21 protein-coding genes are annotated in these 26,517 nt (G+C 72.5%); 8 read left to right on the top strand and 13 right to left on the bottom strand.

Features of this window, described 5'->3' with window-relative positions:
- Position 1: 1 nt before the first annotated feature.
- The 9 genes from ACFWJB_RS09955 to ACFWJB_RS09995 all read right to left on the bottom strand — a co-directional run bounded on the left by ACFWJB_RS09955 (position 2) and on the right by ACFWJB_RS09995 (position 7,546).
- The gene (locus tag ACFWJB_RS09955) at positions 2–397 is read right to left on the bottom strand and encodes a hydrogenase maturation nickel metallochaperone HypA (RefSeq protein ID WP_385463543.1); all 396 of its coding nucleotides are present in this window, start codon (positions 395–397) and stop codon (positions 2–4) included.
- 120 nt (positions 398–517) lie between these two features.
- A complete protein-coding gene (locus ACFWJB_RS09960) occupies positions 518–634 on the bottom strand; it encodes a DUF6893 family small protein (protein WP_385463546.1) in 117 nt (38 codons plus the stop codon).
- A 53-nt stretch (positions 635–687) separates the two neighbouring features.
- Positions 688–1,203, bottom strand: a complete 516-nt coding sequence (locus ACFWJB_RS09965) for a hydrogenase maturation protease (RefSeq protein ID WP_386921449.1) — start codon at positions 1,201–1,203, stop codon at positions 688–690.
- Positions 1,200–2,636 carry a hypothetical protein gene (locus ACFWJB_RS09970; RefSeq protein ID WP_386921477.1) on the bottom strand — a complete coding sequence of 479 codons (1,437 nt, stop codon included), beginning with the start codon at positions 2,634–2,636 and terminating at the stop codon, positions 1,200–1,202. The genes ACFWJB_RS09965 and ACFWJB_RS09970 overlap by 4 nt, the downstream gene beginning before the upstream one ends.
- Positions 2,637–2,725: 89 nt before the next feature.
- Entirely contained in the window at positions 2,726–3,364 is a 639-nt protein-coding gene (locus tag ACFWJB_RS09975; RefSeq protein ID WP_385463552.1) for a DUF6084 family protein, read from the bottom strand.
- Positions 3,361–4,026, bottom strand: a complete 666-nt coding sequence (locus tag ACFWJB_RS09980) for a DUF5947 family protein (RefSeq protein ID WP_385463555.1) — start codon at positions 4,024–4,026, stop codon at positions 3,361–3,363. The genes ACFWJB_RS09975 and ACFWJB_RS09980 overlap by 4 nt, the downstream gene beginning before the upstream one ends.
- The gene (locus tag ACFWJB_RS09985) at positions 4,023–4,589 is read right to left on the bottom strand and encodes a hypothetical protein (RefSeq protein WP_386921452.1); all 567 of its coding nucleotides are present in this window, start codon (positions 4,587–4,589) and stop codon (positions 4,023–4,025) included. Before ACFWJB_RS09985 ends, ACFWJB_RS09980 begins: the two co-directional genes overlap by 4 nt.
- Positions 4,586–6,367 (bottom strand): nickel-dependent hydrogenase large subunit, encoded by a 1,782-nt coding sequence (locus tag ACFWJB_RS09990; protein ID WP_385463561.1) that lies wholly within the window; start codon positions 6,365–6,367, stop codon positions 4,586–4,588. The genes ACFWJB_RS09985 and ACFWJB_RS09990 overlap by 4 nt, the downstream gene beginning before the upstream one ends.
- Before the next feature lie 90 nt (positions 6,368–6,457).
- Positions 6,458–7,546: a hydrogenase expression protein HypE gene (locus ACFWJB_RS09995; protein ID WP_385463564.1), complete on the bottom strand. Its 1,089-nt coding sequence runs from the start codon at positions 7,544–7,546 to the stop codon at positions 6,458–6,460.
- A 618-nt stretch (positions 7,547–8,164) separates the two neighbouring features.
- Here ACFWJB_RS09995 and ACFWJB_RS10000 point away from each other — a divergent pair.
- The gene (locus tag ACFWJB_RS10000) at positions 8,165–8,551 is read left to right on the top strand and encodes a hypothetical protein (RefSeq protein ID WP_386921454.1); all 387 of its coding nucleotides are present in this window, start codon (positions 8,165–8,167) and stop codon (positions 8,549–8,551) included.
- Positions 8,552–8,700: 149 nt separating this feature from the next.
- Positions 8,701–9,618 carry a zinc-binding alcohol dehydrogenase family protein gene (locus ACFWJB_RS10005; protein ID WP_385463569.1) on the top strand — a complete coding sequence of 306 codons (918 nt, stop codon included), beginning with the start codon at positions 8,701–8,703 and terminating at the stop codon, positions 9,616–9,618.
- A gap of 33 nt (positions 9,619–9,651) precedes the next feature.
- Here ACFWJB_RS10005 and ACFWJB_RS10010 read toward each other — a convergent pair whose 3' ends face one another.
- Positions 9,652–10,662, bottom strand: a complete 1,011-nt coding sequence (locus ACFWJB_RS10010) for a bile acid:sodium symporter family protein (protein ID WP_386921479.1) — start codon at positions 10,660–10,662, stop codon at positions 9,652–9,654.
- A 168-nt stretch (positions 10,663–10,830) separates the two neighbouring features.
- Here ACFWJB_RS10010 and ACFWJB_RS10015 point away from each other — a divergent pair, with 168 nt between their 5' ends.
- Positions 10,831–11,712, top strand: coding sequence for a LysR substrate-binding domain-containing protein (locus ACFWJB_RS10015; protein WP_385463575.1), 882 nt, complete (start codon positions 10,831–10,833; stop codon positions 11,710–11,712).
- Here ACFWJB_RS10015 and ACFWJB_RS10020 read toward each other — a convergent pair.
- Positions 11,691–12,668 carry an Lrp/AsnC family transcriptional regulator gene (locus ACFWJB_RS10020; RefSeq protein ID WP_386921457.1) on the bottom strand — a complete coding sequence of 326 codons (978 nt, stop codon included), beginning with the start codon at positions 12,666–12,668 and terminating at the stop codon, positions 11,691–11,693. The two genes, ACFWJB_RS10015 and ACFWJB_RS10020, sit on opposite strands and share 22 nt — an antisense overlap.
- 122 nt (positions 12,669–12,790) lie before the next feature.
- Between ACFWJB_RS10020 and ACFWJB_RS10025 the strand changes: the two genes are divergently transcribed.
- The 3 genes from ACFWJB_RS10025 (at position 12,791) to ACFWJB_RS10035 (ending at position 17,263) form a co-directional block, all read left to right on the top strand.
- A complete protein-coding gene (locus tag ACFWJB_RS10025; protein WP_386921459.1) occupies positions 12,791–14,305 on the top strand; it encodes an MFS transporter in 1,515 nt (504 codons plus the stop codon).
- Positions 14,306–14,516: 211 nt separating this feature from the next.
- The gene (locus ACFWJB_RS10030; protein WP_386921461.1) at positions 14,517–16,343 is read left to right on the top strand and encodes an AMP-dependent synthetase/ligase; all 1,827 of its coding nucleotides are present in this window, start codon (positions 14,517–14,519) and stop codon (positions 16,341–16,343) included.
- A gap of 83 nt (positions 16,344–16,426) precedes the next feature.
- Positions 16,427–17,263, top strand: coding sequence for an aldo/keto reductase (locus tag ACFWJB_RS10035; RefSeq protein ID WP_385463583.1), 837 nt, complete (start codon positions 16,427–16,429; stop codon positions 17,261–17,263).
- A 58-nt stretch (positions 17,264–17,321) separates the two neighbouring features.
- Here ACFWJB_RS10035 and ACFWJB_RS10040 read toward each other — a convergent pair whose 3' ends face one another.
- Both ACFWJB_RS10040 and ACFWJB_RS10045 read right to left on the bottom strand, forming a co-directional pair.
- Positions 17,322–18,245: a class I SAM-dependent methyltransferase gene (locus ACFWJB_RS10040; RefSeq protein ID WP_385463585.1), complete on the bottom strand. Its 924-nt coding sequence runs from the start codon at positions 18,243–18,245 to the stop codon at positions 17,322–17,324.
- A 148-nt stretch (positions 18,246–18,393) separates the two neighbouring features.
- Positions 18,394–20,130 carry a glycoside hydrolase family 6 protein gene (locus ACFWJB_RS10045; protein WP_385463588.1) on the bottom strand — a complete coding sequence of 579 codons (1,737 nt, stop codon included), beginning with the start codon at positions 20,128–20,130 and terminating at the stop codon, positions 18,394–18,396.
- A gap of 522 nt (positions 20,131–20,652) precedes the next feature.
- Between ACFWJB_RS10045 and ACFWJB_RS10050 the strand changes: the two genes are divergently transcribed.
- Both ACFWJB_RS10050 and ACFWJB_RS10055 read left to right on the top strand, forming a co-directional pair.
- Positions 20,653–23,574, top strand: a complete 2,922-nt coding sequence (locus ACFWJB_RS10050) for a glycoside hydrolase family 48 protein (RefSeq protein WP_386921464.1) — start codon at positions 20,653–20,655, stop codon at positions 23,572–23,574.
- A 244-nt stretch (positions 23,575–23,818) separates the two neighbouring features.
- On the top strand, positions 23,819–26,476 hold the full coding sequence (locus ACFWJB_RS10055; RefSeq protein WP_386921466.1) for a cellulose binding domain-containing protein: 2,658 nt from the start codon (positions 23,819–23,821) through the stop codon (positions 26,474–26,476).
- Positions 26,477–26,517: the final 41 nt, after the last annotated feature.

Consider the following 26,517-nt stretch of genomic DNA (forward strand, 5'->3'; position numbering starts at 1 on the left):
GTCAGTTCTCCTCGGTTCGGGGTGCGGTGGCGGTGCGGTGCGCCGGGGGCGCGTCGGCCCAGCGCACTTCGGTGATGGTCAGTTCGCGGCCCGTCAGCAGTCCGGTGGCGGCCCCGCGGCAGCGGGAGCACACCATGTCGGGGGGCATTCCCGTCGCCCAGTCCCGCCCGCACGGCTCGCAGGACGCCCGGCCGGGGACCGGGCGGGTGAGGAGTTCGCAGCCCTCCAGGACCGTTCCGGCGCAGGCGAGTTCGAAGCAGAAACCGAGCGCTTCGGGGACCACGCCGGCCAGTTCGCCGATGTCGACGCGCACGTGACGGACGCCGTGCGCGCCCCGGGACCGTGCGGCCCGCTCGACCTGGTCCACGACCGACAGGGCGACGGACATCTCGTGCATCGCCACTCCGTCCTGGCCCGGGGTTGTGTCTCGCGGCTCATTCAAGGGGGCCCCGGAGCGCCGGGTCGCCCGGCACGCCGGGCGCATAGCCCGTTCGGTGCAGGCGCGACCGTGCCGGCGTCACATCCTGCGGATGCGCAGGTAGCGCCGGATGTCGGGCCAGAAGGCGGCGACGAAGGCCGTCAGGGCGGTGGCGGTGACGGTGGCGGCGGCACCACCGACGAGCTGCTTGTTCATGGGGGTCTCCGTTGGGGGTGGGTTCGGGGCTCTTCGGGCTTGCTGCTTCGCCGTCAGACGACGGCCGAGTCGCGGACCAGTTCGCCGACCATGCGCACCGCGTCGGGCACCGCGGCGGCCACGGGCGGGCTGAGGCCGATGCCCTCCTCGACGGTGCCGGGTTCGCAGCCCACCACCAGGACGCGCCGCGGGGGCCGGGCGCCCGTGCCCGCGCACAGGGTGCCCAGCAGTGCCAGTACGGCGTCCGGCGACATCCGGTGCCCGTCCAGGGCGGTGCCGGCGGGTGCCGGCCCGGTGCCGGGTTCCGGCGCCTCGATCAGGTAGAGCGATCCCGGCGGTCCGCCCCGGGCCGTCGCGTCCAGCAGGATCAGCGTGTCGTAGCCGTCGAGGAGCTGGTAGGCCAGGTGGACGCCCCGGATGCCGGTGTCGGTGACCTCGACGCCCGCGGGCAGGTCCTGTCCGGCCAGGAGACGGACGGCCTCGACGCCGAAGCCGTCGTCGCCGAGGAAGACGTTGCCCACTCCGGCGACCAGCGTGTGCGGGCGGGACGGTGCCGGCTCGGCGGTCACGAGGCCTCCCCCGGGTCGGCGACGTCGACCTCGTCGGGCTGGAAGTAGAGGTAACGGCCCTGTTCGCGGCGGATGTCGGCGCCCGGGTCGTCCTCGACGGTGACCGCGATGTGCACGCCCCCGTCCACGTCGTGCAGGACCGCCTCGACCAGGGCGCGGCGGCCGTCGAGGAACAGGTCCTGGGCGTCGGTGTGCCGCAGCCGGGGCCGCAGGACGACGCGGCTGCCCGCCCGCACCGGCCGGCCGCCGACCAGGACGTGGTCGTGGGCGGGGTCCACGGAGGCGTCCGCACCCGGGTCCCACCACGGGGTGTCCGGCCGCGGGGCGCCGTCCGCTCCCCCCGCGCCGGCCCACGGGGCGGCCGGGCCGAGGTCCGGCATGCCGGCCGCCGGTGCCGGCGTGCGGGGCGTCCCGGACGTGGTGACCTCGCGCAGGCCGCGTACGGCGCCGTGCAGGCGTTCCAGCACCTCCGCGGGCAGGGAGTCGGCGAGGTCGATCACCGCGGCGGCCCGGTCGTCCGTGCCCCGGGCCTCGCGCTTCTCCTCGTCGGTGAGGGCGGCGGTGCGCAGCGCGAGGATCTCGTCGATCTCCGTGGCGTCGTACAGGGCACCGGGGCTCTCGGGGGCGATGGACGGATGGTCCTCCAGGATGATCGGCGAGGAGAGCACCAGGTCCTCGGTGCCCGGTTCGCCGGCCGGCACGGGCCAGGTGTGCAGGTTGCGGCAGCGGGCCACCTCGCCGCCGGCCCACTCCGGGGGGTCCGTCAGCGACAGGAACCGCCCGGCGTCCAGGCACAGCAGCGTGTGCGCGGCGACCAGGGAGCGGGACAGGGCGGCGTCACGGCCGGCGTCCTCGGCGGGCGTCCAGTCGCTGGTGTTCTCCACGACCACGCTCAGCCGTCGCGTGGTGTACGGGCCGTCCAGTTCGCCCGTGGCAATCCGCAGCACCCCGCTGATCTCCTCCCGGCGGCGCACCAGCCGGCCCACGACCCGTCCGGCCTCGTCCGTGACCGGCTCGGTGGTCTCGGCGGCCGGCCGGGTGAAGGGCACGACGACGCCCGGGCCGGCCAGCTCGTCGACGGCGACGGTGAGCCGCACCTGCTCCTCGTGTCCCTCGTCCCAGGGAACCAGCACCCGGTCGTCCAGGCGCAGTTCGGGCACCGTCTCGAAGCCGCCGTCCGGCAGCGCCCGCTGGACGGTGCGCCGGCCGGCGTGCAGGAAGCGCGTCTCCAAGGCGAGGGTCGCCCCCCGCCGGGGTTCCATCAGCAGCTCGGTGCGCTGGAAGTCGTGCTCCTCGGCGACCGCGGTCCAGGACGGGGGCACGAGGACTCCGAACTGCCAGCGCAGCCGGTTCTTGGTGGCCGAGGCCCGGTACGGGTAGAGCACGTATCCCTCGAACAGCACGGTGTCGGCCACGTGGCGGGCGACGGCCATGCGGGCCTCGGTCGCCGGGGCGAAGTCCGGCGTCGTCGTCCTCGCCGGGGCCGCGGGGGTCGTCGGTGTCGTCGGGGTCGTCGGTGTCGTCACGGTGTTCTCTCCCCGGCCGCCCGCAGCAGGTCCTCGACGGTCGCCTGCCACGAGGGCAGCGCCTTCCGGGACCGGTGGGCGAGCAGCGCGTCCAAGGTGTCGTTCGGCAGCCGCACCCAGCCCGAGCCCGGGAAGTGCTGCTCGACCATCTCCCGCCAGGTCTTCACCGGCATCCGGCACGTGGCCTCCCGGTCCCAGGGAACCGGCTCCACGTGGAAGCCGCCGGCACCGGTGAAGGCGGTGCCGGAGAACAGCATCAGCAGCGGCACCTCGCCCTCCTCCAGGGCGTGGAAGTACCGGGCGGAGGCGATGTCCATGTCGTAGGTGCAGGGCACCACCACGTCGGTCTCGGTCTCGCCGGTGAAGCCCTGGACCATCACCGGGACCTGGGCGAACTGCACGGGCTTGAGGCTGCTGCCCCAGCGGGACCGCTCCCCGAACAGGTCGGTCAGCGCCCGGGCCTCGCCGTCGGCGTAGCCCCGGCGCGCGGGTTCGACGCGGATCTGGCAGCGCAGCGCCAGCGCGTGCACGCGGGTGCCCGGGGAGGCGGTGACACGCAGCCGGAAGACGAGGGTGGGGCCGGCCGCGTACGGGTCGGCGCGCACCCCGGTGCAGGTGAAGGCGAAGTCGGTCACGATCGGCTCCCCCGGGGCTCGCGGGCCCGGTCCCGGACCTCGGCGAAGAAGGCGTCCAGGTCGGCGCGCGCCTCCGCGCCCCCGTCGAAGCCCTGCCAGCGCAGTCGCATACGGCCCACCAGTTCGTAGCAGACGTCGATCGGTACGAGGTGGCACTCGACGCGGCCCTGGTGGCGGCGCAGCAGCAGTGCCTCGACGTCGGGTTCGAGGAGCCCGGCCAGCGAGGAGGCCGCCAGGACCGACTGCCACGTCTCCGGCTCCAGTTCGCTCTCGGTCGCGCCGGCCGGGCTCGGGTAGAGGGCGACCGGCCGGTCGAGCGCGGAGTTGTGGAAGAAGAACGCGACGCCGACGGGGATGCGCAGGCGTTCCCAGGCCTGCTCGTCGATGCGGTGCGCGGGGTCGCTCAGGTAGCGTCCGGGAACGGTGCGGAAGCGGCCCGCCGCTGCGCCCGGGCGGTCCAGCAACTGGGCGCAGGGTCCGCAGGAGCAGGCCAGCGCCCGCTTCTCGGTGTCGACGAGGTGCCGGTGCCGGTCGCCGGCCAGCGGTGCCGAGCACAGTTCGCAGCGCTCCTCGCGGGGCCCCCGGGGCGTGGTGAAGCGGGCCAGTCCCCGGGGTGCGGGGCGCTGTCCGGCCCGTTCCGGCCCGGGCGGCCGCGTGCTCACGGGGCCGTGGCGGCCGACGGGCCGCCGCTCGTGCCGGCCGGGTGCGCGGGGCCCGGCCCGATCTGGAGCAGGACCGGTTCCCGTACCGCCTCCTCCAGCACCACGGCCGTGACCTCCGGGGCGAGACAGGCGAGCGCGTCGCGTGCCGCTTCCTCGACGGCCTCCCGGCTGTCGCCGCACCCGCAGCCCGCGGAGCCGGTCCGGCGCAGTCGCAGCTCGCCCGTCGCCGGGTCGAAGCCGGTGCTCTCCAGGGGCTGCGGCAGGTCCCCGAGGGCCCGGGCGATGCGGGTGGGGGTGTCGTCGGGGTGCAGCCCATGCAGTACCAGCAGGCCGGCCACGAGTTCGTCGCCGAGGAGGGCGTCCAGGGCGTCCCCCGCCGGCGCACGGCGGTCGCGGCCGAACAGGTCCACGGCGCGGGCCAGCCCAGCGCCGTAGAACTCCATGAGGACGCGCACCAGTTCGTCGGCGGCCTCGCACGCCGCGCGGTCGCCGGAGGCGGCGAGCCGGTCCAGGATCTCCTCGACCCGGCGTCCCGCCGTCTCCGCGTCGGTCCCGCGGCTCATCCGGCCAGGCCGCTCAGTCCGGTGGGCACGTGCATGGACTTCACCGTCCTGCCGTCGCCGACGTACATGTGGACGCCGCAGGGCAGGCAGGGGTCGAAGCTGCGCACGGCGCGCATGATGTCGATGCCCTTGAAGTTCTCCGGCGTGTTCTCCTCGAAGATCGGGGTGTTCTGCACGGCGTCCTCGTACGGGCCGGGGGTGCCGTAGGTGTCGCGGGTGGACGCGTTCCACGGGGTCGGCGGGTACGGGTGGTAGTTGGCGATCTTCCCGTCCCGGATGACCATGTGGTGGGAGAGCACGCCGCGCACCGCCTCGGTGAAGCCGACGCCGATGGACTCCTCGGGCACCTCGAACTTCTCCCAGGTCTGGGTGCGTCCGGCGCGTACCTCGGCGAGGCCCATCTCGGCGCAGTGCAGGGCGACGGCGGCCGAGTAGGCCTGGAAGTAGGTCCGGGCGCGGTTGCGCTCCAGCGCGTTGCTCCACTTCGGGATCTTCCACTCGAAGGTGGTCTCCGGCTTGGTGAGCGTGCGCGGGAGGTTGATGACGACGCTGTGGCCGGTGGCCTTGACGTAGCCGATGTCGACGAGCCCGGACAGGGCGGTGGACCACAGCCGGGCGATGGGACCGCCGCCGGTGTCGAGCGGGAGGTGTTCCTTGCCGTCGAACCAGCGCGGTGACATGACCCAGCTGTACTTGTCGTCGAAGTTCCGCTTCTGCGGTGCCGGGATGGTGTGCTGGTTCCACGGGTGGCGCGGGTCGACCGGGTTGCCGAGCGGGTCGTGCGTGACGAACTGCTCCTGGCCCTCCCAGTCCTCGTAGTACGAGCTGCCGAGCAGGATGCGGATGCCGAGGTTGATCTCGGTGAGGTCGTTGGTGACGAGCTTGCCGTCCACGATCACGCCCGGGGTGACGAACATGCGCCGTCCCCAGTCCGACATGTTGGCGTAGGTGAAGTCGCAGTACTCGGGGTCGTTGAGCGCGCCCCAGCAGCCGAGCAGCACCCGTCGGCGGCCGACCTCCTCGTAGCCGGGCAGGGCCTCGTAGAAGAAGTCGAAGAGGTCGTCGTGGAGCGGCACGACCCGTTTCATGAACTCGACGTAGCGCATGAGCCGGGACATGTAGTCGGTGAAGAGCTGGACCGAGCCGATGGTGCCGACGCCGCCCGGGTAGAGCGTGGAGGGGTGCACGTGGCGGCCCTCCATCAGGCAGAACATCTCGCGGGTGTAGCGGCTGACCTGGAGCGCCTCGCGGTAGAACTCGCCCTCCAGCGGGTTGAGCGAGCGCATGATGTCGGCGATGGTGCGGTAGCCGTGCTCCGCGGCGTGCGGCGCCTCGGTGCGTTCGGCGAGCTCCAGCACGCCGGGGTTGGTCTCGCGGACCATCTTCTCGCAGTAGTCGACCCCGACCAGGTTCTCCTGGAAGATGTTGTGGTCGAACATGTACTCGGCGGCCTCGCCGAGGTTGATGATCCATTCGCCCAGGTGGGGCGGCTTCACGCCGTACGCCATGTTCTGCGCGTACACCGAGCAGGTGGCGTGGTTGTCGCCGCAGATGCCGCAGATGCGGCTGGTGATGAAGTGCGCGTCACGCGGGTCCTTGCCCCGCATGAAGACGCTGTAGCCGCGGAAGACCGACGAGGTGCTGTAGCACTCGGCGACCTTCTTCTGCTTGAAGTCGATCTTCGTGTGGATGCCGAGGCTGCCCACGATCCGGGTGATCGGGTCCCACGCCATCTCCACCAGGCCGGTGCCGTCACCGGTCGTCGTCGAGGTCGCCATTGTGTCTGTGCTGCCCTTCGGTCGGGTCGGGTCGGTGAGCTGGTCGTCGGCCGGTGCCTCGGCGGGCCGGTGGAGCGGGCGCGGCGGCGGTCACCAGGGGGGCCGGTAGCCGGTGGTGATCTCCCGGCCGGTGTGCCGCCACTTGGGCTCCTTGTCCACCGTTCTGGCCGTGATGGTCCGCAGCCTGCGGATGACCGCGCCGTAGGCGCCACTGGCGGTGCTGGAGAACTTGCCGCCGGGCGGCTCGTCCATGAACGGCATGAACTTGTCGGGGAATCCGGGCATGGTGCAGGCGATGCAGATGCCGCCCACGTTCGGGCAGCCCCCGATGCCGTTCATCCAGCCGCGCTTGGTCACGTTGCACTTCACGACCGGTCCCCAGCAGCCCAGTTTCACCGAGCACTTGGGCGAGTCGTACGAGGTGGCGAACTGGCCCTGCTCGTAGTAGCCGGCCCGGTCGCATCCCTCGTGCACGGTCGCGCCGAACAGCCAGCTCGGGCGGAGCTTGTCGTCCAGCGGGATCATCGGCGCCGACCCGGCGGCCTGGTAGAGGAGGTAGGTCAGGGTCTCGGCGAAGTTGTCGGGCTGGATGGGGCAGCCCGGTACGCAGACGATCGGGATGCCCGCCTGCGACTTCCAGTCCCAGCCGAGGTAGTCGGGCACTCCCATCGCGCCGGTGGGGTTCCCGGCCATGGCGTGGATGCCGCCGTACGTGGCACAGGTGCCGATCGCCACGACCGCCAGCGCCTTGGGGGCGAGCCGGTCGATCCACTCACTGGTGGTGATGGGCTGGCCGGTCTCCGGATTGTCGCCGAAGCCGCACCAGTACCCCTCCTGCTTGATCGCCTCGTTCGGGATGGATCCCTCGACCACCAGGACGAAGGGGTCGATCTCGCCGCGCTCGCCCTTGAAGAACCACTCGATGAAGGTGTCCGCCCCGCCGACCGGTCCGCACTCGAAGTCGATGAGCGGCCAGTGGACGGCGATCTTCGGCAGGCCCGGCAGCACCCCGAGGGCGATCTCCTCGATGCTGGGCTGCATCGCGGCCGTCAGGGCGACCGAGTCGCCGTCGCAACTCAGCCCGGCGTTGATCCAGAGGATGTGGATCGGCTTCTCGTCCGTGCCGGGGGCGCCGGAGGCCTCCGGCTCGGCGCTCGTGGCCGGGATTGCTGCGTTCATCACTGCCTCCAGGGGAGGAATACGACAGACCGGACCGACAGGCCCGTGATGCTGCCCAGAATCGGCCACCGCGGCGGCCACCGCACTCGAAGCGGCCGTTCGGACGGACGCCGTTCCTTCGCGATCGAAGGCCCGGCGAGCCGCGCGATACGGCGCCACCCGGCGCGAGGAGGACGGCGCACAGGCGCCCGACCGCCCGCTCCCGGATCGCGCGGATCACCCCCGGGGAGACCGCCCCGCGCTCGGCCGGTCGGGTGACCCCGGCGGTGAACCGCGAGGACGCGCACGCTCGGGCGGTCCAGCCGACGGGCGTCGGCGACGAGCGGGATGCGCATGGCGACCCTTCGGACGGTGCCGCCGGCGGCGGCGCGAGGTGACCGGATGCCTGCGATGGTCGGACATCCCGCGCCGAGAGCGTCGACACGAATCCCGCACGTCACCCTCAGGGGTGAGACCCGTCGCCACATGGCCGCCACCGCGGCGGGGCGGGACACCGGCAGCCGGGCACCTCCGGGCCCACGCGGATCGAAATGTCGCGAAAGGTGATGAGTGGGACAATTGAGAAGTCCTGGGCACGGGAAGGTGCCTTTCCACGCGAGCGGACAGGCGGGTCGGCACATGCCGGAGGAGCGCAAGTCACCGAAATCACCGGGCGGCCGCGAGACCGGCCGGCACCAGGAGTCCGGGCACCACGGCTGGTCCCCGGACGTCGACGAGACGCGGCAGCAGGACAATCCCAGCGCCCGCCGGTCCTTCCACGCCGAGGAGCACGCCCCCTCGCCGGGACCGGGCCGGAAGCGGTCGGCGCAGGAGCGCACCCCGACCCCCGGTGACGTCGCGAAGAGCGGCACGCGACGGGGCGAGGAGCACGCGGCCGAGCCGGAGAAGGGCATGCGGGACACCGGCAGCAGGGGCCGGTCCGGCCGGCCCAGCGGCACGAGGGACGACTCCGCCTTCACCGGCGTCGACCCGGACGACGACGGCGGCGGGCGCCGGTCCGGCTGACCGGGGAGGTACGCGGCCACCCACGCCCGCCGGGCGTCGCCACCCGCACTCTTCGGCCGTCGCGGTTGAGCCAGCGCGGCCGAAACCGTTGGACTCCCCTATGACCTTCCCATATCGTTGGGACCACCAACGACATGGGAAGGCCCCACATGCGCCGCGTCCGTTACTCGTGCCCCGCCGGCCCGCTGTTCCTCGAGCACGTCCCCGTCCCCGAGCCGGGACCGGGTGAGCTGCTGGTGCGCTGCGCGGCGGTCGGCGTCACCCTGCCGGTGGTGCGCAAGGTCACCGAGGCGGCCGAGCCGATACCGCTCGGCGGCGAGGTCGCCGGGGAGGTGGTGGCCACCGGCGACGGCGTGACCGGCTTCCGGGCGGGCGACCGGGTGACCGGCCTCTGCTTCGGGCACGGCTACGCCGACTTCGCCGTGCTGCGCCAGGAGATGGCCTCACCCGTCCCCGACGGGGCCGGTGCCGTCGACGCGGTCGCCCTGGTCCGCAGCGGCCTGGTGGCGCTCGGCGCCCTGTCGGCCGCCCAGCCCCGGCCGGGCGAGTCGGTGCTCGTGACGGCCGCGGCCGGCGGGGTCGGCCAGCTCGCCGTGCGGCTCGCGCGGACCCGCGGCGCGGCCCGCGTCGTGGGCGCCGTCTCCGACCCGGCCAAGGCGGACTTCGTGCGCTCCCTCGGCGCCGACGAGATCGTCGTCTACGGCGACGACGACTGGGGCGAGCCGGTCGACCACGTCCTCGACGGGGTGGGCGGCGACCTGCTCACTCCGGCCGTCGCCGCCCTCGCCCCGGGCGGCCGGCTGGTGGCGTACAGCTCGGGCGGCGGGACCGTCCGGGCGTACGACCTGCTGGTGGCCGCCCGGACGGTGACCGGGTTCCAGATGGCGCGCGTCGCCCGCGAGCAGCCGGAGCTGTACGAACAGTGGCGCCGGGAGCTGTGGCGTCTGTTCGCCGAGGGAACGCTCCGGCCCGCCGTGCACGGACGGTTCGGGCTGGAGGACGCGGCGAAGGCGCACGAGGCCGTCACGTCGCGCCGCAACCTCGGGAAGGTCGTACTCGTCCCCTGAGGAGTCCGCCGGCGCGTTGTCCCGGGACGCGGCTCAGCGGGAGCGTCCGCCCGTGCCGACGGCCGTCCGTGACGTCTCGGCCGGCTCGTCCGCGGCGGACGCCTCGGGGTCGTGCGCCCGCCGCTTGGCGATGACCGCGCACACCATCAGCTGCATCTGGTGGAAGAGCATCAGCGGCAGCACGGCGAGCGAGGCGTGCGCGCCGAACAGCACACTCGCCATGGGCAGGCCGGAGGCGAGGGACTTCTTGGAGCCGGCGAACTGGATCGCGATCCGGTCGGCCCGGCCGAAGCCCAGCGCCCTCGCCCCGTACCAGGTCAGCAGCAGCATCACGGCGAGCAGCGCCGCCTCCACGACCAGCAGGCCGGCCAGCCGGGCCGGGCTCACCTGGTGCCAGATGCCCTGCACCATGCCCTCGCTGAACGCGGTGTACACGACGAGGAGGATCGAGCCGCGGTCCACCAGTCCGAGCACCTTCTTGTGCCGGGCCACGAACCCCCCGATCCAGCGGCGCAGCACCTGGCCGGCGACGAACGGCACCAGCAGCTGCAGCACGATCCTGATCAGCGAGTCGGCGGAGAATCCTCCCCCGCTGTTGCCCAGCAGGGCCGCGGCCAGCAGCGGGGTGAGCACGATGCCCGCGAGCGAGGAGAAGGAGCCCGCGCAGATCGCGGCGGGCACGTTGCCGCGGGCGATCGAGGTGAAGGCGATGGACGACTGGATCGTGGACGGGACCAGGGTGAGGAAGAGCAGCCCCTGGTACAGGGGGTCGCTCAGGAGCGCCGGGACGAGGCCGCGGGCCGCGAGGCCCAGCAGCGGGAAGACGACGAAGGTGCAGGCCAGCACGGTGACGTGGAGCCGCCAGTGGCGCAGCCCGTCCATCGCCTCACGGGTGGAGAGCCGGGCTCCGTACAGGAAGAAGAGGAACGCGATCGCGACCGTGGAGGCCCCGGAGGCGACATCGGCACCCGTCCCGCGGGCCGGCAGCAGCGCCGCGAGGCCCACCGTCCCGAGCAGCAGCAGGATGTAGGGGTCGACCGGCATCCGGCGCGGCCGTCGCAGGCGTTTCACAGTGCTCCACTTGCTCGTTCTCTTCGTGCTCCGGGAGCCACGGGCCCCTGTCCCATCCTGCTCCCCCGCCCGGCGATCGGGAATCCGGTACACCGCTCTCACTGTCATCACACGAAGCGATCACCGGGTACGGTGGGGCGCGTGTACGACCCCTCCCAGCTGCGGACCTTCCTGACCGTGGCCCAGACGCTGAGCTTCACGCAGGCGGCACGGCGGCTCGGGCTGCGCCAGTCGACCGTGAGCCAGCACGTGCGGCGGCTGGAGGACGCCACCGGGCGGCAGCTGTTCACGCGTGACACGCACTCCGTGGAGCTGACCGAGGACGGCGAGGCGATGCTCGGCTTCGCGCGCCGCATCCTGGAGGTGCACGAGCAGGCGTCGGCCTTCTTCACCGGCACCCGGCTGCGCGGCAGGCTGCGCTTCGGGGCGTCCGAGGACTTCGTGCTGACCCGGCTGCCGGAGATCCTCGAGAGCTTCCGGCAGGAGCACCCGGAGGTCGACCTGGAGCTGACCGTGGAACTGTCCGGCACGCTCCACGAACAGCTGGCCGCCGGGAAGCTCGACCTGGTGCTGGCCAAGCGGCGCCCCGAGGACCCGCGCGGCGAGCCGGTCCGGCGCGACCGGCTGGTGTGGATCGGCGCGGAGCGGCTGCGCCTCGATCCCGACCGTCCGGTGCCGCTCATCGTCTATCCGCCGCCCGGCATCACCCGCGCGCTCGCGCTGGACGCGCTGCAGCGGCAGGGCCGCGAGTGGCGCGTCGCCTGCACCAGCGGCAGCCTCAACGGGCTGATCGCGGCCGCCCGCGCCGGCCTCGGCGTGATGGCGCACTCGCGGGGCCTCGTCCCGCCCGGCCTGGTGCAGGTGCCGGACCGGGCCGGGCTGCCGGAGCTGGGCCACGTCGACTTCGTGCTGGTGCACGGAAGGCGCCGGCCCTCCGCGCAGGGCGCCGCGGACGCCCTCGCGGCGGCGATCCTGGCCGGCGGCGACCGGCTGCACCGGACTCAGCGGGCCGGCCTCGCGTAGGTGAGCTGCTTGACCCGGCGCAGGAACGGCGCCGCCTCCACGTGGTGGACGCCCTCCAGCCGGCCGAGCGGGCCGCTCAGGTAGGCGTACAGGTCGGCGGTGCTGCGGACGACGGCGGTGGCGATGATGTTGGACGGGCCGGCCGTCGCGGCGGCGTGGGCGATCTCGTCGTGCGCGGCGAGCGCCTCGCCGACCCGGTGGAGCGCGGCCGGGCTGGTGGTGATCCACAGGAAGGCGGCCAACGGGTAGCCGAGGATCTCGGAGTGGTACTCCACGTCGATGTAGACGGCGCCGGATCCGAGCAGCGCGGCGAGGCGGCGCTTGACGGCGGACTCGGAACGGCCGGTGGCGCGCCGCAGCTCCGGGTAGCCGGCGCGGCCGTCGCGCTCCAGGACCGCCAGCAGCGGTTCGTCCTCGGGATCGATGCGGGCGGGCCCCGTGGCGTGCGGCGCCGGATCGGGCCGCAGGGCGGCGACCTCCTCGTCGCCGAGCACCCGGAACTTGCGCAGCCAGCCGTTCGGACCGCCGTAGAAGCGGTGCAGCACCTGGTGGGCGCGGACCTCCAGGACGCGCGGGGTGCGGGGCAGCTTGCCGAGCAACAGGTCGTCGCGGTCGCCGGCACTGCGCGGCCGGGTGCCGAGGACGATCTCCGTGCCGCCCGCCGCGATCCCGATCCAGCTGGTGTCCGGGCGCTTGGCGAGCGCGTCCGCGACGGCCACGGCACTGTCGGGCACACAGCGCAGCCGCATCGTCCAGTGGTCCTGGCCGAGACGGTCGGCGTCACGGACGGCGACCACGCGCAGGCCCCCCTCGGCGCACAGCCTGCGGTAGCGGCGGGCGACGGTCTGGTCGGAGACGCCGAGCACGGAGCCGATCCGGCTGAAGGAGGCGCGGCCGTTGACCTCCAGCGCGTCGAGCAGCCGCAGGTCGAGGTCGTCGAAGACATCGGATTCCATCCTCACGGTGCGTACTCCCATCGGGTTCCGTCGCGAACGGGCCATACACCGGTGTGTTCGGCCGGGCAGCGCTCATCGTACGGAGGTACACGTACACGGAGAACACGAGGGGACGACGGGACATGCGTACATGGGGGCCGCTCACGGCGGTGTGCCTCGGGACGTTCATGCTGCTGCTGGACGTGACGATCGCGGTCGTCGCACTGCCGGACATGGCACGGGGGCTGCACGCGTCGCTGAGCGATCTGCAGTGGGTGATGGACGGATACGCGCTGGCGCTGGCGGCGCTGCTGCTGGGGCTGGGGGCGGCGGCCGACGTGCTGGGCCGGCGCCGGGTGCACGTGGCGGGCGTGGTGCTGTTCGCGGCGGCGTCGCTGCTGTGCGGGCTCGCCACCGGGCCGGGGATGCTGGTCGCCGCGCGCGGCGTGCAGGGAGTGGGCGCGGCGGCGATGTTCGCCACGACGCTGCCGCTGCTGGGCTCCGTCTACCAGGGGCGGCGGAGGTCGGTGGCGCTCGGGGTGTGGGGCGCGGTCAGCGGCGCCGCGGCGGCCGTGGGCCCGGTGCTGGGCGGGCTGCTCACCGACGGCCCCGGCTGGCGGTGGATCTTCTACGTGAACCTGCCGGTGAGCGTGGCGGCGGTGTGGCTGACGCTGCGCGTGGTGCCGGAGTCGCGGGCCCCGCGCGGGCGCCGCGTGGACTGGGCGGGTACGGCCGTCTTCGCCGCGTTCGCCGGTGCGGTGACGTACGGGGCGGTGCGGGCCGGCTCGCACGGCTGGACGGAGGGCGGCACCCTCGCCGCCTTCGGTCTCGCGGCCGTGGCGCTGGGTGCCTTCGCGGCGGTGGAGCGGCGGGTCGCCGATCCGCTGCTGGACCCGCGGCTGTTCCTGCGGCCCGCGTTCTCGGGCGTGATGCTGGGCGCGCTCGCGTTCAACGCGGCGGCGTTCGGCGTCATGGCGTACACCTCGATATGGCTGCAGACGCTGCTCGGGATGAGCCCGGTGCGGGGCGGGGCGGTGTTCCTGTGGCTGTCGCTGGCGTCGTTCGTGGTGGCCGCGGCGGGCGGGCGGCTGCTGCACGGGGTGCCGGCGCGGTTCACCGTCGGGGGCGGACTGCTGCTGATCGCGGCGGGCCAGTTCTGCATGGCGTTCCTGGACGCCGGCTCCGGCGCGTCCGCGCTGGTGCCGGGGCTGCTGCTGGTGGGCGTCGGGACCGGGCTGGTATCGCCGGGCATCTCGGGGGCGGCGCTGGCGGCGGTGGAGCCGGAGCGGTCCGGGATGGCGGGCGGTGCGGTCAACACCTTCCGGCAGCTCGGCTACGCCCTCGGCATCGCCGTCTTCGGCACGGTGCTGACCTCGCGGATGTCGGACACGCTGCCGCAGGAGGCGGCGCACGGTCTGGCGGGCGGTGCGGCAGGCGCCCTGCGGGAGGCGTTCGGAGAGCACGCGCTGCGGGCCGCCTTCGCCTCGGGGCTGAACGCGGCGGCGGTGGCCGCGGGCGCGGTCGCGGCTCTCGCCGGGGTGCTGGTGCTCGTCCTGGTCCGGGCGGACCGCGGCCGTCCGGACGCAGGTGTGACGGAATCCGGGGCGCCCGCGCTGAAGGAGGAGACCGCGGCGTCCACGGCTCCGTACCGGCGGTAAGCGCGGCGTACAGATTCGGTGGAGATTAGGGCACCGAATCACGCGCAACGGTCAGGAAAGTGTCCGACCCTTCCCCATGTGAGCGCATTTTCCTTCACTGACCAGCGCGGACACGGGCCCGGTCCGCTTTCGCCGGCCCTCCCGCCCCCGCTCCGGGTGGGGTAGCTTTCACCGCGCCGTGCGGGGCGTCACCAGGAGCGGGGAGCGGGGTTTGCGCGAGTTCACCAACCCTCCGACGGCGTCGGCACCACCGGTGGGCGGTCTGGCCGACGTGGTCTTCCGGCATGCCGAGGACGACCCGCAGCACATCGCGCTGGGCCGCAAGGACGAGGACGGACGGTGGCGGGACGTGACCGCCGGCGCGTTCCGCGACGAGGTACTGGCCCTGGCCAAGGGACTGCTCGCGCAGGGCATCCGCTTCGGCGACCGGGTCGCCATCATGTCCCGCACCCGCTACGAGTGGACGCTCTTCGACTTCGCCCTGTGGACGATCGGCGCCCAGGTGGTGCCGGTCTACCCGACGTCCTCGGCCGAGCAGTGCCTGTGGATGCTGTACGACGCCGAGGTGACGGCGGCGGTCGTGGAGCACGAGGACCACGCGATGACGATCGCCACCGTCATCGACCGGCTGCCGCACCTGCGCGGCCTGTGGCAGCTCGACTCCGGCGCCGTCCAGCAGTTGTACGACGCCGGTGCGCACCTCGACGACGAGGTGGTGCACCGGCACCGGCAGGCGGTCACGCCCGACTCGGTCGCCACCGTCATCTACACCTCGGGCACCACGGGCCGCCCCAAGGGCTGCGTCATCTCGCACGGCAACCTGATGTACGAGGCGGACACCGTCATCGAGCGCTGGGAGCCGGTGTTCCACTCCAGGAAGGGCGACGAGGCGTCGACCCTGCTGTTCCTGCCGCTCGCCCACGTCTTCGGGAGGATGGTGGAGGTCGCGGCGATCCGGGGCCGGGTCCGCTTCGGCCACCAGCCGCAGCTGAACGCCGCCGCGCTGCTGCCCGACCTGGCCGCCTTCCGGCCGACTTTCATCCTGGCCGTGCCCTACATCTTCGAGAAGGTGTTCCACGCGGCCCGGCGCAAGGCCGACAAGGAGGGGAGGTCCGGCCCCTTCGAGAAGGCCGTCGACGTGGCGGTGAAGTACGCGGAGGCGGTGGAGGCCAAGGCCTGGGGCATCGGCCCGGGCCCCTCGGCGGGCCTGCGCATGCAGCACCAGCTCTTCGACAAGCTCGTCTACACCAAGGTGCGCGCGGCGATGGGCGGACGCATCCGCAACGCCATGTCGGGCGGCTCGGCGATGGACCGGCGGCTCGGGCTGTTCTTCGCGGGCGCGGGCGTGCAGATCTACGAGGGCTACGGCCTGACCGAGTCCACCGCCGCGGCCACCGCCAACCCGCCCGAGCTCACCCGCTACGGCACGGTCGGCCGCCCCATCCCGGGCGTCTCGGTGCACATCGCGGACGACGGCGAGATCTGGCTGAGCGGCGGCAACGTCTTCCAGGGCTACCTCAACAACCCGAAGGCCACCGACGAGACCCTCCAGGACGGCTGGCTGGCCACCGGTGACCTGGGGTCGCTGGACGAGGACGGCTACCTCACCATCACCGGCCGCAAGAAGGAGATCCTGGTGACCTCCGGCGGCAAGAGCGTCTCGCCGGGCCTGCTGGAGGAGCGCGTCCGGGACCATCCGCTGGTCAACCAGTGCATCGTCGTCGGCAACGACCGTCCCTACGTCGCCGCCCTCATCACCCTCGACCAGGACGCGGTCGACCACTGGCTGACGATGCGCAACAAGCCCGGGATGAGCCCGGCCGAGCTGGTGCACGACGCCGACCTGGAGACGGAGGTGCGGCGGGCGGTCGTCGCGGCCAACACGCTGGTGTCCCAGGCCGAGTCGATCCGCACCTTCCGCATCCTGGCCCAGCCGTTCACCGAGGAGCACGGGCTGCTGACCCCGTCGCTGAAACTCAAGCGCAAGGCCATCGAGAAGGCCTACTCCACCGAGGTCGAAGCCCTGTACCGGGCATGAGTTCCGCGGTCAGGAATGCACGGCGCCCCGTGATCGTTGACGATGGGAGTACCACCTGACCACAACCGAAGGATCAAGAGCTCGTGAGCAGCAAGGTCCCCCCGATCACCCTGAACAACGGCGTCGAGATGCCCCAGCTGGGCTTCGGCGTCTGGCAGGTGCCGGACGACGAGGCCGAGACGGCCGTCGCCCAGGCCCTGGAGGCCGGGTACCGCAGCATCGACACAGCGGCGATCTACGGCAATGAAGAGGGCACCGGCAAGGCCATCGCCGCCTCCGGCGTCGCCCGCGAGGACCTCTTCGTCACCACCAAGCTCTGGAACAGCGAACAGGGGTACGACTCCACGCTGCGCGCCTTCGACGCGTCGCTGGACAAGCTCGGCCTCGAGTACGTGGACCTCTACCTGATCCACTGGCCGGTGCCGGCGAAGGACCGTTACGTCGACACGTACAAGGCGTTCGAGAAGCTGCACGCCGACGGCCGGGTCCGGGCCATCGGCGTGTCCAACTTCCTGCCGGAGCACCTGGAGCGGCTGATCGCCGAGACGTCGGTCGTCCCGGCCGTCAACCAGATCGAGCTGCACCCGCACCTCCAGCAGCACGCCTCCCGCGAGGTCCACGCGAAGCAGGGCATCGCCACCGAGGCGTGGTCCCCGCTCGGGTCGGGCAAGGGCATCCTGGAGATCCCGGCCATCGTGGCGATCGCCCAGAAGCACGACCGCACCCCGGCCCAGGTCGTGCTGCGCTGGCACCTCCAGCTCGGCAACGTGGTGATCCCGAAGTCCGTGACGCCGTCGCGGATCAAGGAGAACATCGACGTGTTCGGCTTCGAGCTGGACGCCGAGGACCTCGCGGCGATCAGCGCGCTGAACGAGGACCGCCGCCTGGGTCCGGACCCGGCGCAGTTCAACATGGCCTGACCGCTCGGGCACCACGCGTGAGGAGGGGGCCCGGTCCGCGCGGACCGGGCCCCCTTCGTCATGCGTTCGGGACCGTCGGCCGCACCGCCGTGTACACCGTGTGCGCCAGCAGGACGAAGACGTCCGGCCGCCGGTGCACGCCCGCCTCGTCGGTGGGGTCGAGGAGCCGGTCCAGGGTGGCCCGGTCGTCGGGGCCGAGCCCGTCGGCGAACCGTTCGCGCTGCCGGGACAGGGAGGCGGTCACGTAGGCGCGGGCCTCGTCGCCGAGCGGGGCGGGCAGGTCCAGCAGGAAACTGCGGGTGCCGGTGTGCGTCAGGCCCGCCGCGGTCAGCAGCGCCGGCCAGTCCTCGGTCTCGGCCACGGAGTCCGGCAGGCTCTCGCGCATCGAGGCGAACGCGTCCTCCTCGGCGGCGTGCAGCCGCGCCTGGAGCCCCGGGCGTCCGATGCCGAGGTCCCGGGGCAGGAAGCGGGCGGGCAGCCCGCCCTCCAGGATCGCCAGGGTGCCGCCGGGGGCGAGACGTCCGGCGAGCGCGGCGAGGGCGGCGCGCTGGTCGCCCAGATGGTGCAGGCTCTGGCTCGCCCACAGCAGGTCGGCGGGGCGGCCGAGCTCGTCCAGTACACCCGGCAGGTCGCCGGTCAGGGTGCCGAACCGGTCGGCGACGCCGAGGCGGGCGGCCCGGTCACGGGCCCGGTCCAGGAGCGGCCCGGCCCCGTCGACGGCGACGACCCGGGCACCCGGGAAGGCGTCGGCGATCAGGCAGGACACGACGCCCGGCCCGCTGCCCACGTCGACGACCAGCCCCGGTTCCGTCACCTCCCCGGCCAGCCAGGCCATGGCCCGCCGGTACAGCGGGGTGTACAGCTCCGCCTGCGCCTCCAGTTCCGGGGCCATCGCGGCCCAGTCGAGGTCGGCGTGGTGGTGACCGTGCTCGTGGTGGTGACCGCCCGTGGGGTCGTGGTCGTGCTGGTGGTCGTGCGCCATGCCGGTCTGCCTTCCGTTCGCGGGGCCGTCAGGGTGCGACGACTCACCGCGCCGGGGCAAGTTCCGTTGCCGGAATCGCAAAGCGGCCGTGCGGGGTCCGGCCCTGGCGGACCGGACCCCGACGGTGTCTACCTACGCGCGGGCCCGCTCACGACAGGGGCGGGTAGGCGTTCTTCATCAGCTCCTGGAACTGCGCGGAGAACCACTTCCCGGAGATCGGCGCGTTCGCGAGGGCGCCGGACATGCTGTTGCCGTTGCGGGCGTTGCCGGTGTACGTCGGGTCGCACATCCGGTCGAAGCCCTTGCCCTCGTCGTTCGGGATCTCCTGGCTCGCGCCGTCCGACTCCCCCGGCGGCTTCATCCACACGTAGGCGTCGATGCCCGGCTCGGGGTTGGCCTTCGGCCGTTCGCCGAGGCCGGCTCCGGACTGGTTGCACCAGTTGCCGAGGTGGATGCGGCGGTCGTAGCGGCCGCCGTTGACGTAGGTGTCGACGCTGGTCGTGGCGCCGGGGCCGGTGGGCCGCTGGGTACCGCCCCAGCCGTTGCGGGAGGTGTCGATGAGCATGCCGATCTTGCTGTCGAACCCGATCGACACCAGCTTGTCGCGCATGGCCTGGGCGTAGGAGAGCTCGTCGGTGTAGCGGTTCCAGTCGACCCACTTGGACTGGCGCACGGACGTGCCGTTCACACTGTCCGTGATCTTGAAGTGGTCCTCCTTCAGCGCGCTGTAGTTGGCGGTGTTGACGATGAAGCCGTGGACGTCGCTCAGGGTCGCGCCCTCGGTGGTGGCGGCCGTCTTGAACATGTCGGCGGAGGGGCCGAAGTTGTCGTCCCAGCCGAGCCAGCCGTGGTGGCCGGCGTCGATGTAGTTGTAGACGTTGCCGATGTCGCCGAGCTTGTTGAGGGCGTAGCCGACGCCCTTCTGGTAGTTGCCGTTGGCCTTCATCACGTCGCAGTTGGGCACGGCGGTCGGCCGGCCCGAGACGTTGGTGACGAGGTTCGGCAGGGAGTCGATCTCGACCGTGGTGACGATCCGCAGCGAGGCGTACTTCGGGTCGGCGAGGATCGCGGCGATCGGGTCGATGTACTGCGTCTTGTACTTGTCGATCTCCGTCGGGCCCAGCTCGCCGTTGGAGGCGAGCGCCGAGCAGTCGCGTCCGGGCAGGTTGTAGATGACGAGCTGGACGTACAGCTCGCCGGAGCCCTTCTGCTTCAGCGCCTCGTCGAGGTGGTCGCGCAGGCCCATGCCGCCGTTGGCGCCGTTGATGGCCGCGATCCGGTCCAGCCAGACGCCGGTGGGCTGGTTGGCGATCCGGCTGCCGCCGGGCTCGGCCGCCGCCTTCGCGGACCACTCCGGGTTCACGTATCCCTTGGCGCCGGCGTAGGGGTTGTCCACCCGGTCGGACGGTCCGGTGGGGTCGGTCGGGTCCGTGGGGTCGGTCGGGTCGGTGGGGTCGGTCGGCCCGCCGTCGACGTTGCAGGTCACGCCGTTGAGGGTGAAGGTGGCCGGGATCGCGTTGCTGCCGCTGTAGGTGCCCTGGAAGCCGAAGCTCGCCGAACCGCCGGTGGCGAGAGTGCCGTTGTAGGACTCGTTGGCGGCCGTGACGGCGGCACCGCTCTGACTGACCTTCGCGTTCCAGGCGTTGGTCACCTTCTGGCTGCCGGCGTACGTCCATCCCAGCTTCCAGCTGGACGTGGCGGCGCCGTTGTTGGTGACGGTCACGGCGGCGGTGAAGCCGCTGCCCCAGTCGTTCTGCACCTTGTAGTCGACGGTACAGGCGGCGGCCGCCGCGCCGGCGGTCGCGGTGTGGGCGGCGAGGGCCGTGCCGGAGGCGCCGGCGACCAGCGTCAGGGCGGCGAGCATCGCGGTTCTGGTCCGGGTCATGAGTGGGGGTTCCTTCTTTCGTCGGGGTGCGGGTGCGGGTGCGGTCGTGCGGTGCCGCGCGACTGGCGGGCGCGGCTCGCCGCCGGACGGCATGGGGGTGCCGACGCGGTCGGAGGTCGGGAACGGCCCGCGGGCGGGGGGAGGCGGCCCGCGGGGGGAGCTGTGCACCGGTACAGCGGCCGATCGCGCGCCGGACCCGCCGCATCGGCGGCTAAAAGTCCTGAACGCGGGAGGTGGAGCGGGGGGTGTCGCACGAGCGACTCCTTGCAGTTCGGGCACGCCGTGACGGACGCGCCGACTGATGGAACCGCTCCCACTGGTGCCAGCGAAGGTAGCGCCAAGTGACGGCAAAGAACAGAGGAGTCACCGATTTTCCGTCCGCCGCCCCCGTCGAATCATTTCGACTCTTCACACACCTTGACCGCCCGGAGCCCCCTCCTCACTATGGGAGCGCTCCCACTGGTTCAAGGCTTGTCGCTCCTCCCCTCCCCCCTCTTCGAGCCGCAAGGAGGAACCAGCACCATGCATCCCCGACGCAGACGCAGACGCCGAGGCACACGGCACCTGTGGACGGCCGCGGCGGCGGCCCTCGCGCTTCCCCTCACCATGGTCGGCACCGGCTCGACACCCGCCCGGGCCGCGGCACTTCAGTGCAGCGTGGACTACCGGACCAACGACTGGGGCTCCGGCTTCACCGCGGATCTGACCCTCACCAACCGCGGCACCGACGCCCTCGACGGCTGGACGCTGACCTACTCCTACGCGGGTGACCAGAAGCTGACGAACGGCTGGAACGGCACGTGGTCCCAGTCCGGCCGCTCGGTCACCGTGAAGAACGCCTCCTACAACGCGCGGATCGCGGCCGGCGCCGCCGTCTCCACCGGCGGACAGTTCACCTACAGCGGCACCAACACCGCGCCGACGAACTTCGCGGTCAACGGCACCCCGTGCACCGGCGCGCACCAGCCACCGGTCGCCGTGCTGACCAGCCCCGAGGCGGGCGCCGTGTACACCCAGGGCACGGCGGTGCCCCTGGCGGCCACGGCCGCCGCGGCGGACGGCGCCACCGTCGGCAAGGTGGAGTTCTACGACGACACCACGCTGCTGGGCACGGACACCAGCGCGCCGTTCACGTACTCGGCCACCGGCTTGACCGTGGGCAGTCATTCCCTGGTGGCAAAGGCCTACGACAGCCTGGGCGCCTCCGCGGACTCGGTCCCGGTCGGCATCACGATCGCCTCGGGGCCGACGGTGGTCGCGACCCCTTCCCAACTGGGCGTCCAGCAGGGGAAGTCGGGGACGTACGAGGTCAAGCTGTCCAAGCAGCCGACCGCGAACGTGACCGTGACGACGGCGCGGGCGAGCGGCAACAGCGGCCTGTCCGTCACCGGCGGGGCGAGCCTCACCTTCACCCCGTCGAACTGGCAGACCGCCCAGAAGGTGACCGTGACCGCCGACGCCTCCGGTACCGGCTCGGCGGTCTTCGAGTCGACGGCACCGGGCCACGGCAAGGCCGCGGTGACGGTGACCGAGCTGGCGGCGGCGAAGGACTACGACGCCCGCTTCCTGGAGCTGTACGGCAGGATCACCGACCCGGCGAACGGCTACTTCTCCCCGGAGGGCATCCCGTACCACTCGGTCGAGACGCTCATCGTCGAGGCGCCGGACCACGGCCACGAGACCACGTCCGAGGCGTACAGCTACCTGCTGTGGCTCCAGGCGATGTACGGCAAGGTGACCGGCGACTGGTCCAGGTTCAACAACGCCTGGGGAATCATGGAGAAGTACATGATCCCCACGCACGCCGACCAGCCGACCAACTCCTCCTACAACGCCTCCAAGCCGGCCACGTACGCCCCGGAGCTGGACACACCCGAGGAGTACCCGGCGAAGCTCGACGGCACGGTGCCGGTCGGCCCGGACCCGATCGCCGGTGAGCTGAAGTCGGCGTACGGCACGGACGACGTGTACGGCATGCACTGGCTGCAGGACGTCGACAACGTCTACGGGTACGGCAACTCGCCCGGCAAGTGCGAGGCGGGCCCCTCCGACACCGGCCCGTCGTACATCAACACCTTCCAGCGCGGCGCGCAGGAGTCCGTGTGGGAGACGGTGCCGCAGCCGACCTGCGACGCCTTCAAGTACGGCGGCAGGAACGGGTACCTGGACCTGTTCACCGGTGACGCGTCCTACGCCAGGCAGTGGAAGTTCACCAACGCACCGGACGCCGACGCGCGCGCCGTGCAGGCCGCGTACTGGGCGGACATCTGGGCCAAGGACCAGGGCAAGGGCTCGGAGGTCTCGGGGACCGTCGCCAAGGCCGCCAAGATGGGCGACTACCTGCGCTACGCGATGTACGACAAGTACTTCAAGAAGGTCGGTAACTGCGTGGGTCCGGCGAGCTGCCCGGCCGGCACCGGCAAGGACTCCTCGCACTACCTGCTGTCCTGGTACTACGCCTGGGGCGGGGCCACCGACACCTCCGCGGGCTGGGCCTGGCGCATCGGCTCCAGCCACGCCCACGGCGGCTACCAGAACCCGCTGGCCGCCTACGCCCTGAGCAGCTACGCCGACCTGAAGCCCAAGTCGGCGACGGGCGCGGCGGACTGGGCGAAGTCCCTGGACCGGCAGCTGGAGTTCTACCGCTGGCTGCAGTCCGACGAGGGCGCCATCGCGGGCGGCGCGACCAACAGCTGGGCGGGCCGGTACGCGACGCCGCCGGCCGGTACGCCGACCTTCTACGGCATGTACTACGACGAGAAGCCGGTCTACCACGACCCGCCGTCCAACCAGTGGTTCGGCTTCCAGGCGTGGTCCATGGAACGGGTCGCCGAGTACTACCAGCAGAGCGGCGACGCGGACGCCAAGGCGGTCCTGGACAAGTGGGTCGACTGGGCGCTGTCGAAGACGACGGTCAACCCCGACGGCAGCTTCCGGATCCCGTCGACGCTCCAGTGGTCGGGCAAGCCCGACACCTGGAACGCCGCGTCCCCGGGCGGCAACGGCGGCCTGCACGTCACGGTCGCCGACTACACCGATGACGTCGGAGTGGCGGCCGCGTACGCCAAGACCCTGACGTACTACGCCGACCGCTCCGGTGACACGCAGGCGGCCACGACCGCCAAGGCCCTGCTCGACGGCATGTGGAAGAACAACCAGGACGCGCTCGGCATCGCCGTCCCGGAGACCCGCGCCGACTACAACCGCTTCGACGACGGCGTCCACGTCCCGAACGGCTGGACCGGCACCATGCCGAACGGCGACACGATCGGCGCGTCGTCGACGTTCTCCTCGATCCGCTCCTTCTACCAGGACGACCCGGCCTGGTCGAAGATCGAGAGCTATCTCGCGGGCGGTGCCGCGCCCACGTTCACGTACCACCGGTTCTGGGCGCAGGCGGACATCGCCCTGGCCATGGGTTCGTACGCGGAGCTGCTCGAGTAGTCCCCGCGGAGCGCTGCGCGGGCGGGGCGGTCCTCCGGCCGCGGCCCGTGCGTGGCCGGCCGCGGCCCACCGCGCCCCCGTAGGGGCGCGGTGGGGCCCGCCTCCCGCCCCGCAGCGCTCGACGGCTCCGCGTGCCCGGTCCCGTCACCGGACGACGGGACCAACCGACCGGGCGGCCCCTGGCCACGCAAGGGCCGCCCGGTCCTCGCATGCTTCCCTCCTGACGGAAGGACGGTTCCCCACCGTGCGAAGAAGCCGGATCCTCACCGCTGTGCTGGCCCTGGCGGCCGGGCTCCTCACCGGCGGCCCGCCCGCCGCCCTGGCCGCCGGGACGCCGACGCCGGCCGTCGCCGCAGACACCTACACCTGGAAGAACGCCCGGATCGACGGCGGCGGCTTCGTCCCCGGCATCGTCTTCAACCGCACCGAGAAGGACCTGGCCTACGCCCGCACCGACATCGGCGGCGTCTACCGCTGGCAGGAGCGGACACGGTCCTGGACGCCGTTGCTGGACTCGGTCGGCTGGACCGACTGGGGTCACACCGGAGTGGTCGGCCTGGCCTCCGACCCCGTGGACCCCGACCGCGTGTACGCGGCGGTCGGCACGTACACCAACGACTGGGACCCGGCGAACGGGGCGGTGCTGCGCTCCGCCGACCGGGGCGCCACCTGGGAGCGCACCGGCCTGCCGTTCAAACTGGGCGGCAACATGCCCGGACGCGGCATGGGCGAGCGCCTGGCCGTCGACCCGCACGACAACGACGTGCTGTACCTGGGCGCGCCCAGCGGCAACGGCCTGTGGCGGTCCACCGACGCGGGTGTCACCTGGTCGCAGGTGCGTGCCTTCCCGAACGCCGGCGACTACGCGCAGGATCCGGACGACCCGAGCGGCTACGCCTCCGACAACCAGGGCGTCGTCTGGGTCACCTTCGACGAGTCGACGGGCACCGCGGGCGCTCCCACCAGGACGATCTACGTCGGGGTCGCCGACAAGGAGAACGCGGTCTACCGCTCCACGGACGCCGGCGCGACCTGGCAGCGGATCGCCGGCCAGCCGACGGGGTACCTGGCGCACAAGGGGGTGCTGGACGCCGGGAGCGGCAGCCTCTACCTCGCGTACAGCGACACGGGCGGCCCGTACGACGGTGCCAGGGGCCGGCTCTACCGGTACGCGACGGCGACCGGCACCTGGACCGACATCAGCCCGGTCGCCGAGGCCGACACGTACTACGGGTTCAGCGGCCTGACCGTGGACCGGCAGAACCCCGGGACGGTGATGGCGACGGCGTACAGCTCCTGGTGGCCGGACACGCAGATCTTCCGCTCCACGGACGGCGGCGCCACCTGGACGCAGGCGTGGCGCTACACGTCGTACCCAAACCGGGAGAACCGCTACACGATGGACGTCTCGTCCGCGCCGTGGCTGACCTGGGACGCGCATCCGTCCCCGCCCGAACAGACCCCGAAGCTCGGCTGGATGACGGAGTCGCTGGAGATCGACCCGTTCGACCCGGACCGGATGATGTACGGGACGGGCGCGACGATCTACGGCACGGAGAACCTCACGAACTGGGACTCCGGCGCGAAGTTCGCCGTCGAGCCCATGGTGCGGGGCCTGGAGGAGACGGCCGTCAACGACCTCGCCTCTCCCCCGTCGGGCGCGCCCCTGCTCAGCGCGCTGGGTGACATCGGCGGCTTCCGGCACACGAGCCTGACCGAGGTCCCGCCGATGATGTACACCTCGCCGAACTTCACCTCGACGACGAGTCTGGACTTCGCCGAGACGAACCCGGACACGGTCGTGCGGGCCGGCAACCTGGACTCCGGCCCGCACATCGCGTTCTCCACGGACAACGGCGCCACCTGGTTCGGCGGCACGGACCCCTCGGGCGTGAGCGGCGGCGGAACGGTCGCGGCCGGGGCGGACGGCAGCCGCTTCGTGTGGAGCCCGGAGGGCGCCGGCGTCCAGTACACGAACGGCTTCGGCACGTCGTGGCAGGCCTCGAGCGGTGTCCCGGCGGGCGCGGTCGTCGAGTCCGACCGCGTCGACCCGAAGACCTTCTACGCCTTCGAGTCGGGGAGGTTCTACGTCAGCACCGACGGCGGCGCCACGTTCAGCCCGTCCGCCGCGACCGGTCTGCCCGCGGGCGACAGCGTCCGCTTCAAGGCACTGCCGGGTGCGCGGGGCGACGTCTGGCTGGCCGGCGGTGCCCCCGACGGCGCGTACGGCCTGTGGCACTCCACGGACCGCGGCGCGACCTTCACCAGGCTGCCGAACGTCGAGCAGGCCGACACGATCGGTTTTGGCAAGGCCGCGCCGGACGCCTCGTACCAGACGCTCTACACCAGCGCGAGGATCGGCGGTGTGCGCGGCATCTTCCGGTCGACCGACAAGGGGGCGAGCTGGGTCCGCGTCAACGACGACGCCCACCAGTGGGGCTGGACGGGAGCGGCGATCACGGGCGACCCGCGGGTGTTCGGGCGGGTGTACGTGGCCACCAACGGCCGGGGCGTCGTCTACGGCGACCCGTCCGGCGGCGGGGACGACGGCGGGGGCGGCACCGACCCCGCGCCGACGGGCGGCTGCGCGGTGGCGTACACCGTCACGAACCAGTGGACGGGCGGCTTCCAGGCGGACGTGCGGCTCACCAACACCGGCTCCGCCCCGTGGAACGGCTGGTCCCTCGGCTGGTCGTTCCCCGACGGCCAGCGGGTGACCGCCATGTGGAACGCGGAGCCCACCGGGTCCGGCGGCACGGTGACGGCGAGGAACGTGGGCTGGAACGCCGCCGTCGCCCCCGGTTCCTCGGTGAACTTCGGCTTCACGGCCGCGTGGTCGGGGACGAACTCGAAGCCGGCGTCCTTCGAACTCGGCGGGCGGAGGTGCTCGGTCGTCACGTGACCCCGGGAACGGCCGAACGCCCCCGGTCGCGCGACCGGGGG

The organism is Streptomyces sp. NPDC127100, from assembly GCF_042724095.1.
GTDB lineage: Bacteria > Actinomycetota > Actinomycetes > Streptomycetales > Streptomycetaceae > Streptomyces.

Excerpts from the sequence above, each read along its gene's own strand:
- ACFWJB_RS09985 (WP_386921452.1), bottom strand. The coding sequence starts at position 4,589 with ATGAGCCGCGGGACCGACGCGGAGACGGCGGGACGCCGGGTCGAGGAG.
- ACFWJB_RS09990 (WP_385463561.1), bottom strand. The coding sequence starts at position 6,367 with ATGGCGACCTCGACGACGACCGGTGACGGCACCGGCCTGGTGGAGATG.
- ACFWJB_RS09970 (WP_386921477.1), bottom strand. The coding sequence starts at position 2,636 with ATGGCCGTCGCCCGCCACGTGGCCGACACCGTGCTGTTCGAGGGATAC.
- ACFWJB_RS09995 (WP_385463564.1), bottom strand. The coding sequence starts at position 7,546 with ATGAACGCAGCAATCCCGGCCACGAGCGCCGAGCCGGAGGCCTCCGGC.
- ACFWJB_RS10045 (WP_385463588.1), bottom strand. The coding sequence starts at position 20,130 with ATGACCCGGACCAGAACCGCGATGCTCGCCGCCCTGACGCTGGTCGCC.
- ACFWJB_RS10020 (WP_386921457.1), bottom strand. The coding sequence starts at position 12,668 with ATGGAATCCGATGTCTTCGACGACCTCGACCTGCGGCTGCTCGACGCG.
- ACFWJB_RS10040 (WP_385463585.1), bottom strand. The coding sequence starts at position 18,245 with ATGGCGCACGACCACCAGCACGACCACGACCCCACGGGCGGTCACCAC.
- ACFWJB_RS10010 (WP_386921479.1), bottom strand. The coding sequence starts at position 10,662 with ATGCCGGTCGACCCCTACATCCTGCTGCTGCTCGGGACGGTGGGCCTC.
- ACFWJB_RS10025 (WP_386921459.1), top strand. The coding sequence starts at position 12,791 with ATGCGTACATGGGGGCCGCTCACGGCGGTGTGCCTCGGGACGTTCATG.
- ACFWJB_RS10050 (WP_386921464.1), top strand. The coding sequence starts at position 20,653 with ATGCATCCCCGACGCAGACGCAGACGCCGAGGCACACGGCACCTGTGG.
- ACFWJB_RS10000 (WP_386921454.1), top strand. The coding sequence starts at position 8,165 with ATGCCGGAGGAGCGCAAGTCACCGAAATCACCGGGCGGCCGCGAGACC.
- ACFWJB_RS10005 (WP_385463569.1), top strand. The coding sequence starts at position 8,701 with ATGCGCCGCGTCCGTTACTCGTGCCCCGCCGGCCCGCTGTTCCTCGAG.
- ACFWJB_RS09955 (WP_385463543.1), bottom strand. The coding sequence starts at position 397 with ATGCACGAGATGTCCGTCGCCCTGTCGGTCGTGGACCAGGTCGAGCGG.
- ACFWJB_RS09960 (WP_385463546.1), bottom strand. The coding sequence starts at position 634 with ATGAACAAGCAGCTCGTCGGTGGTGCCGCCGCCACCGTCACCGCCACC.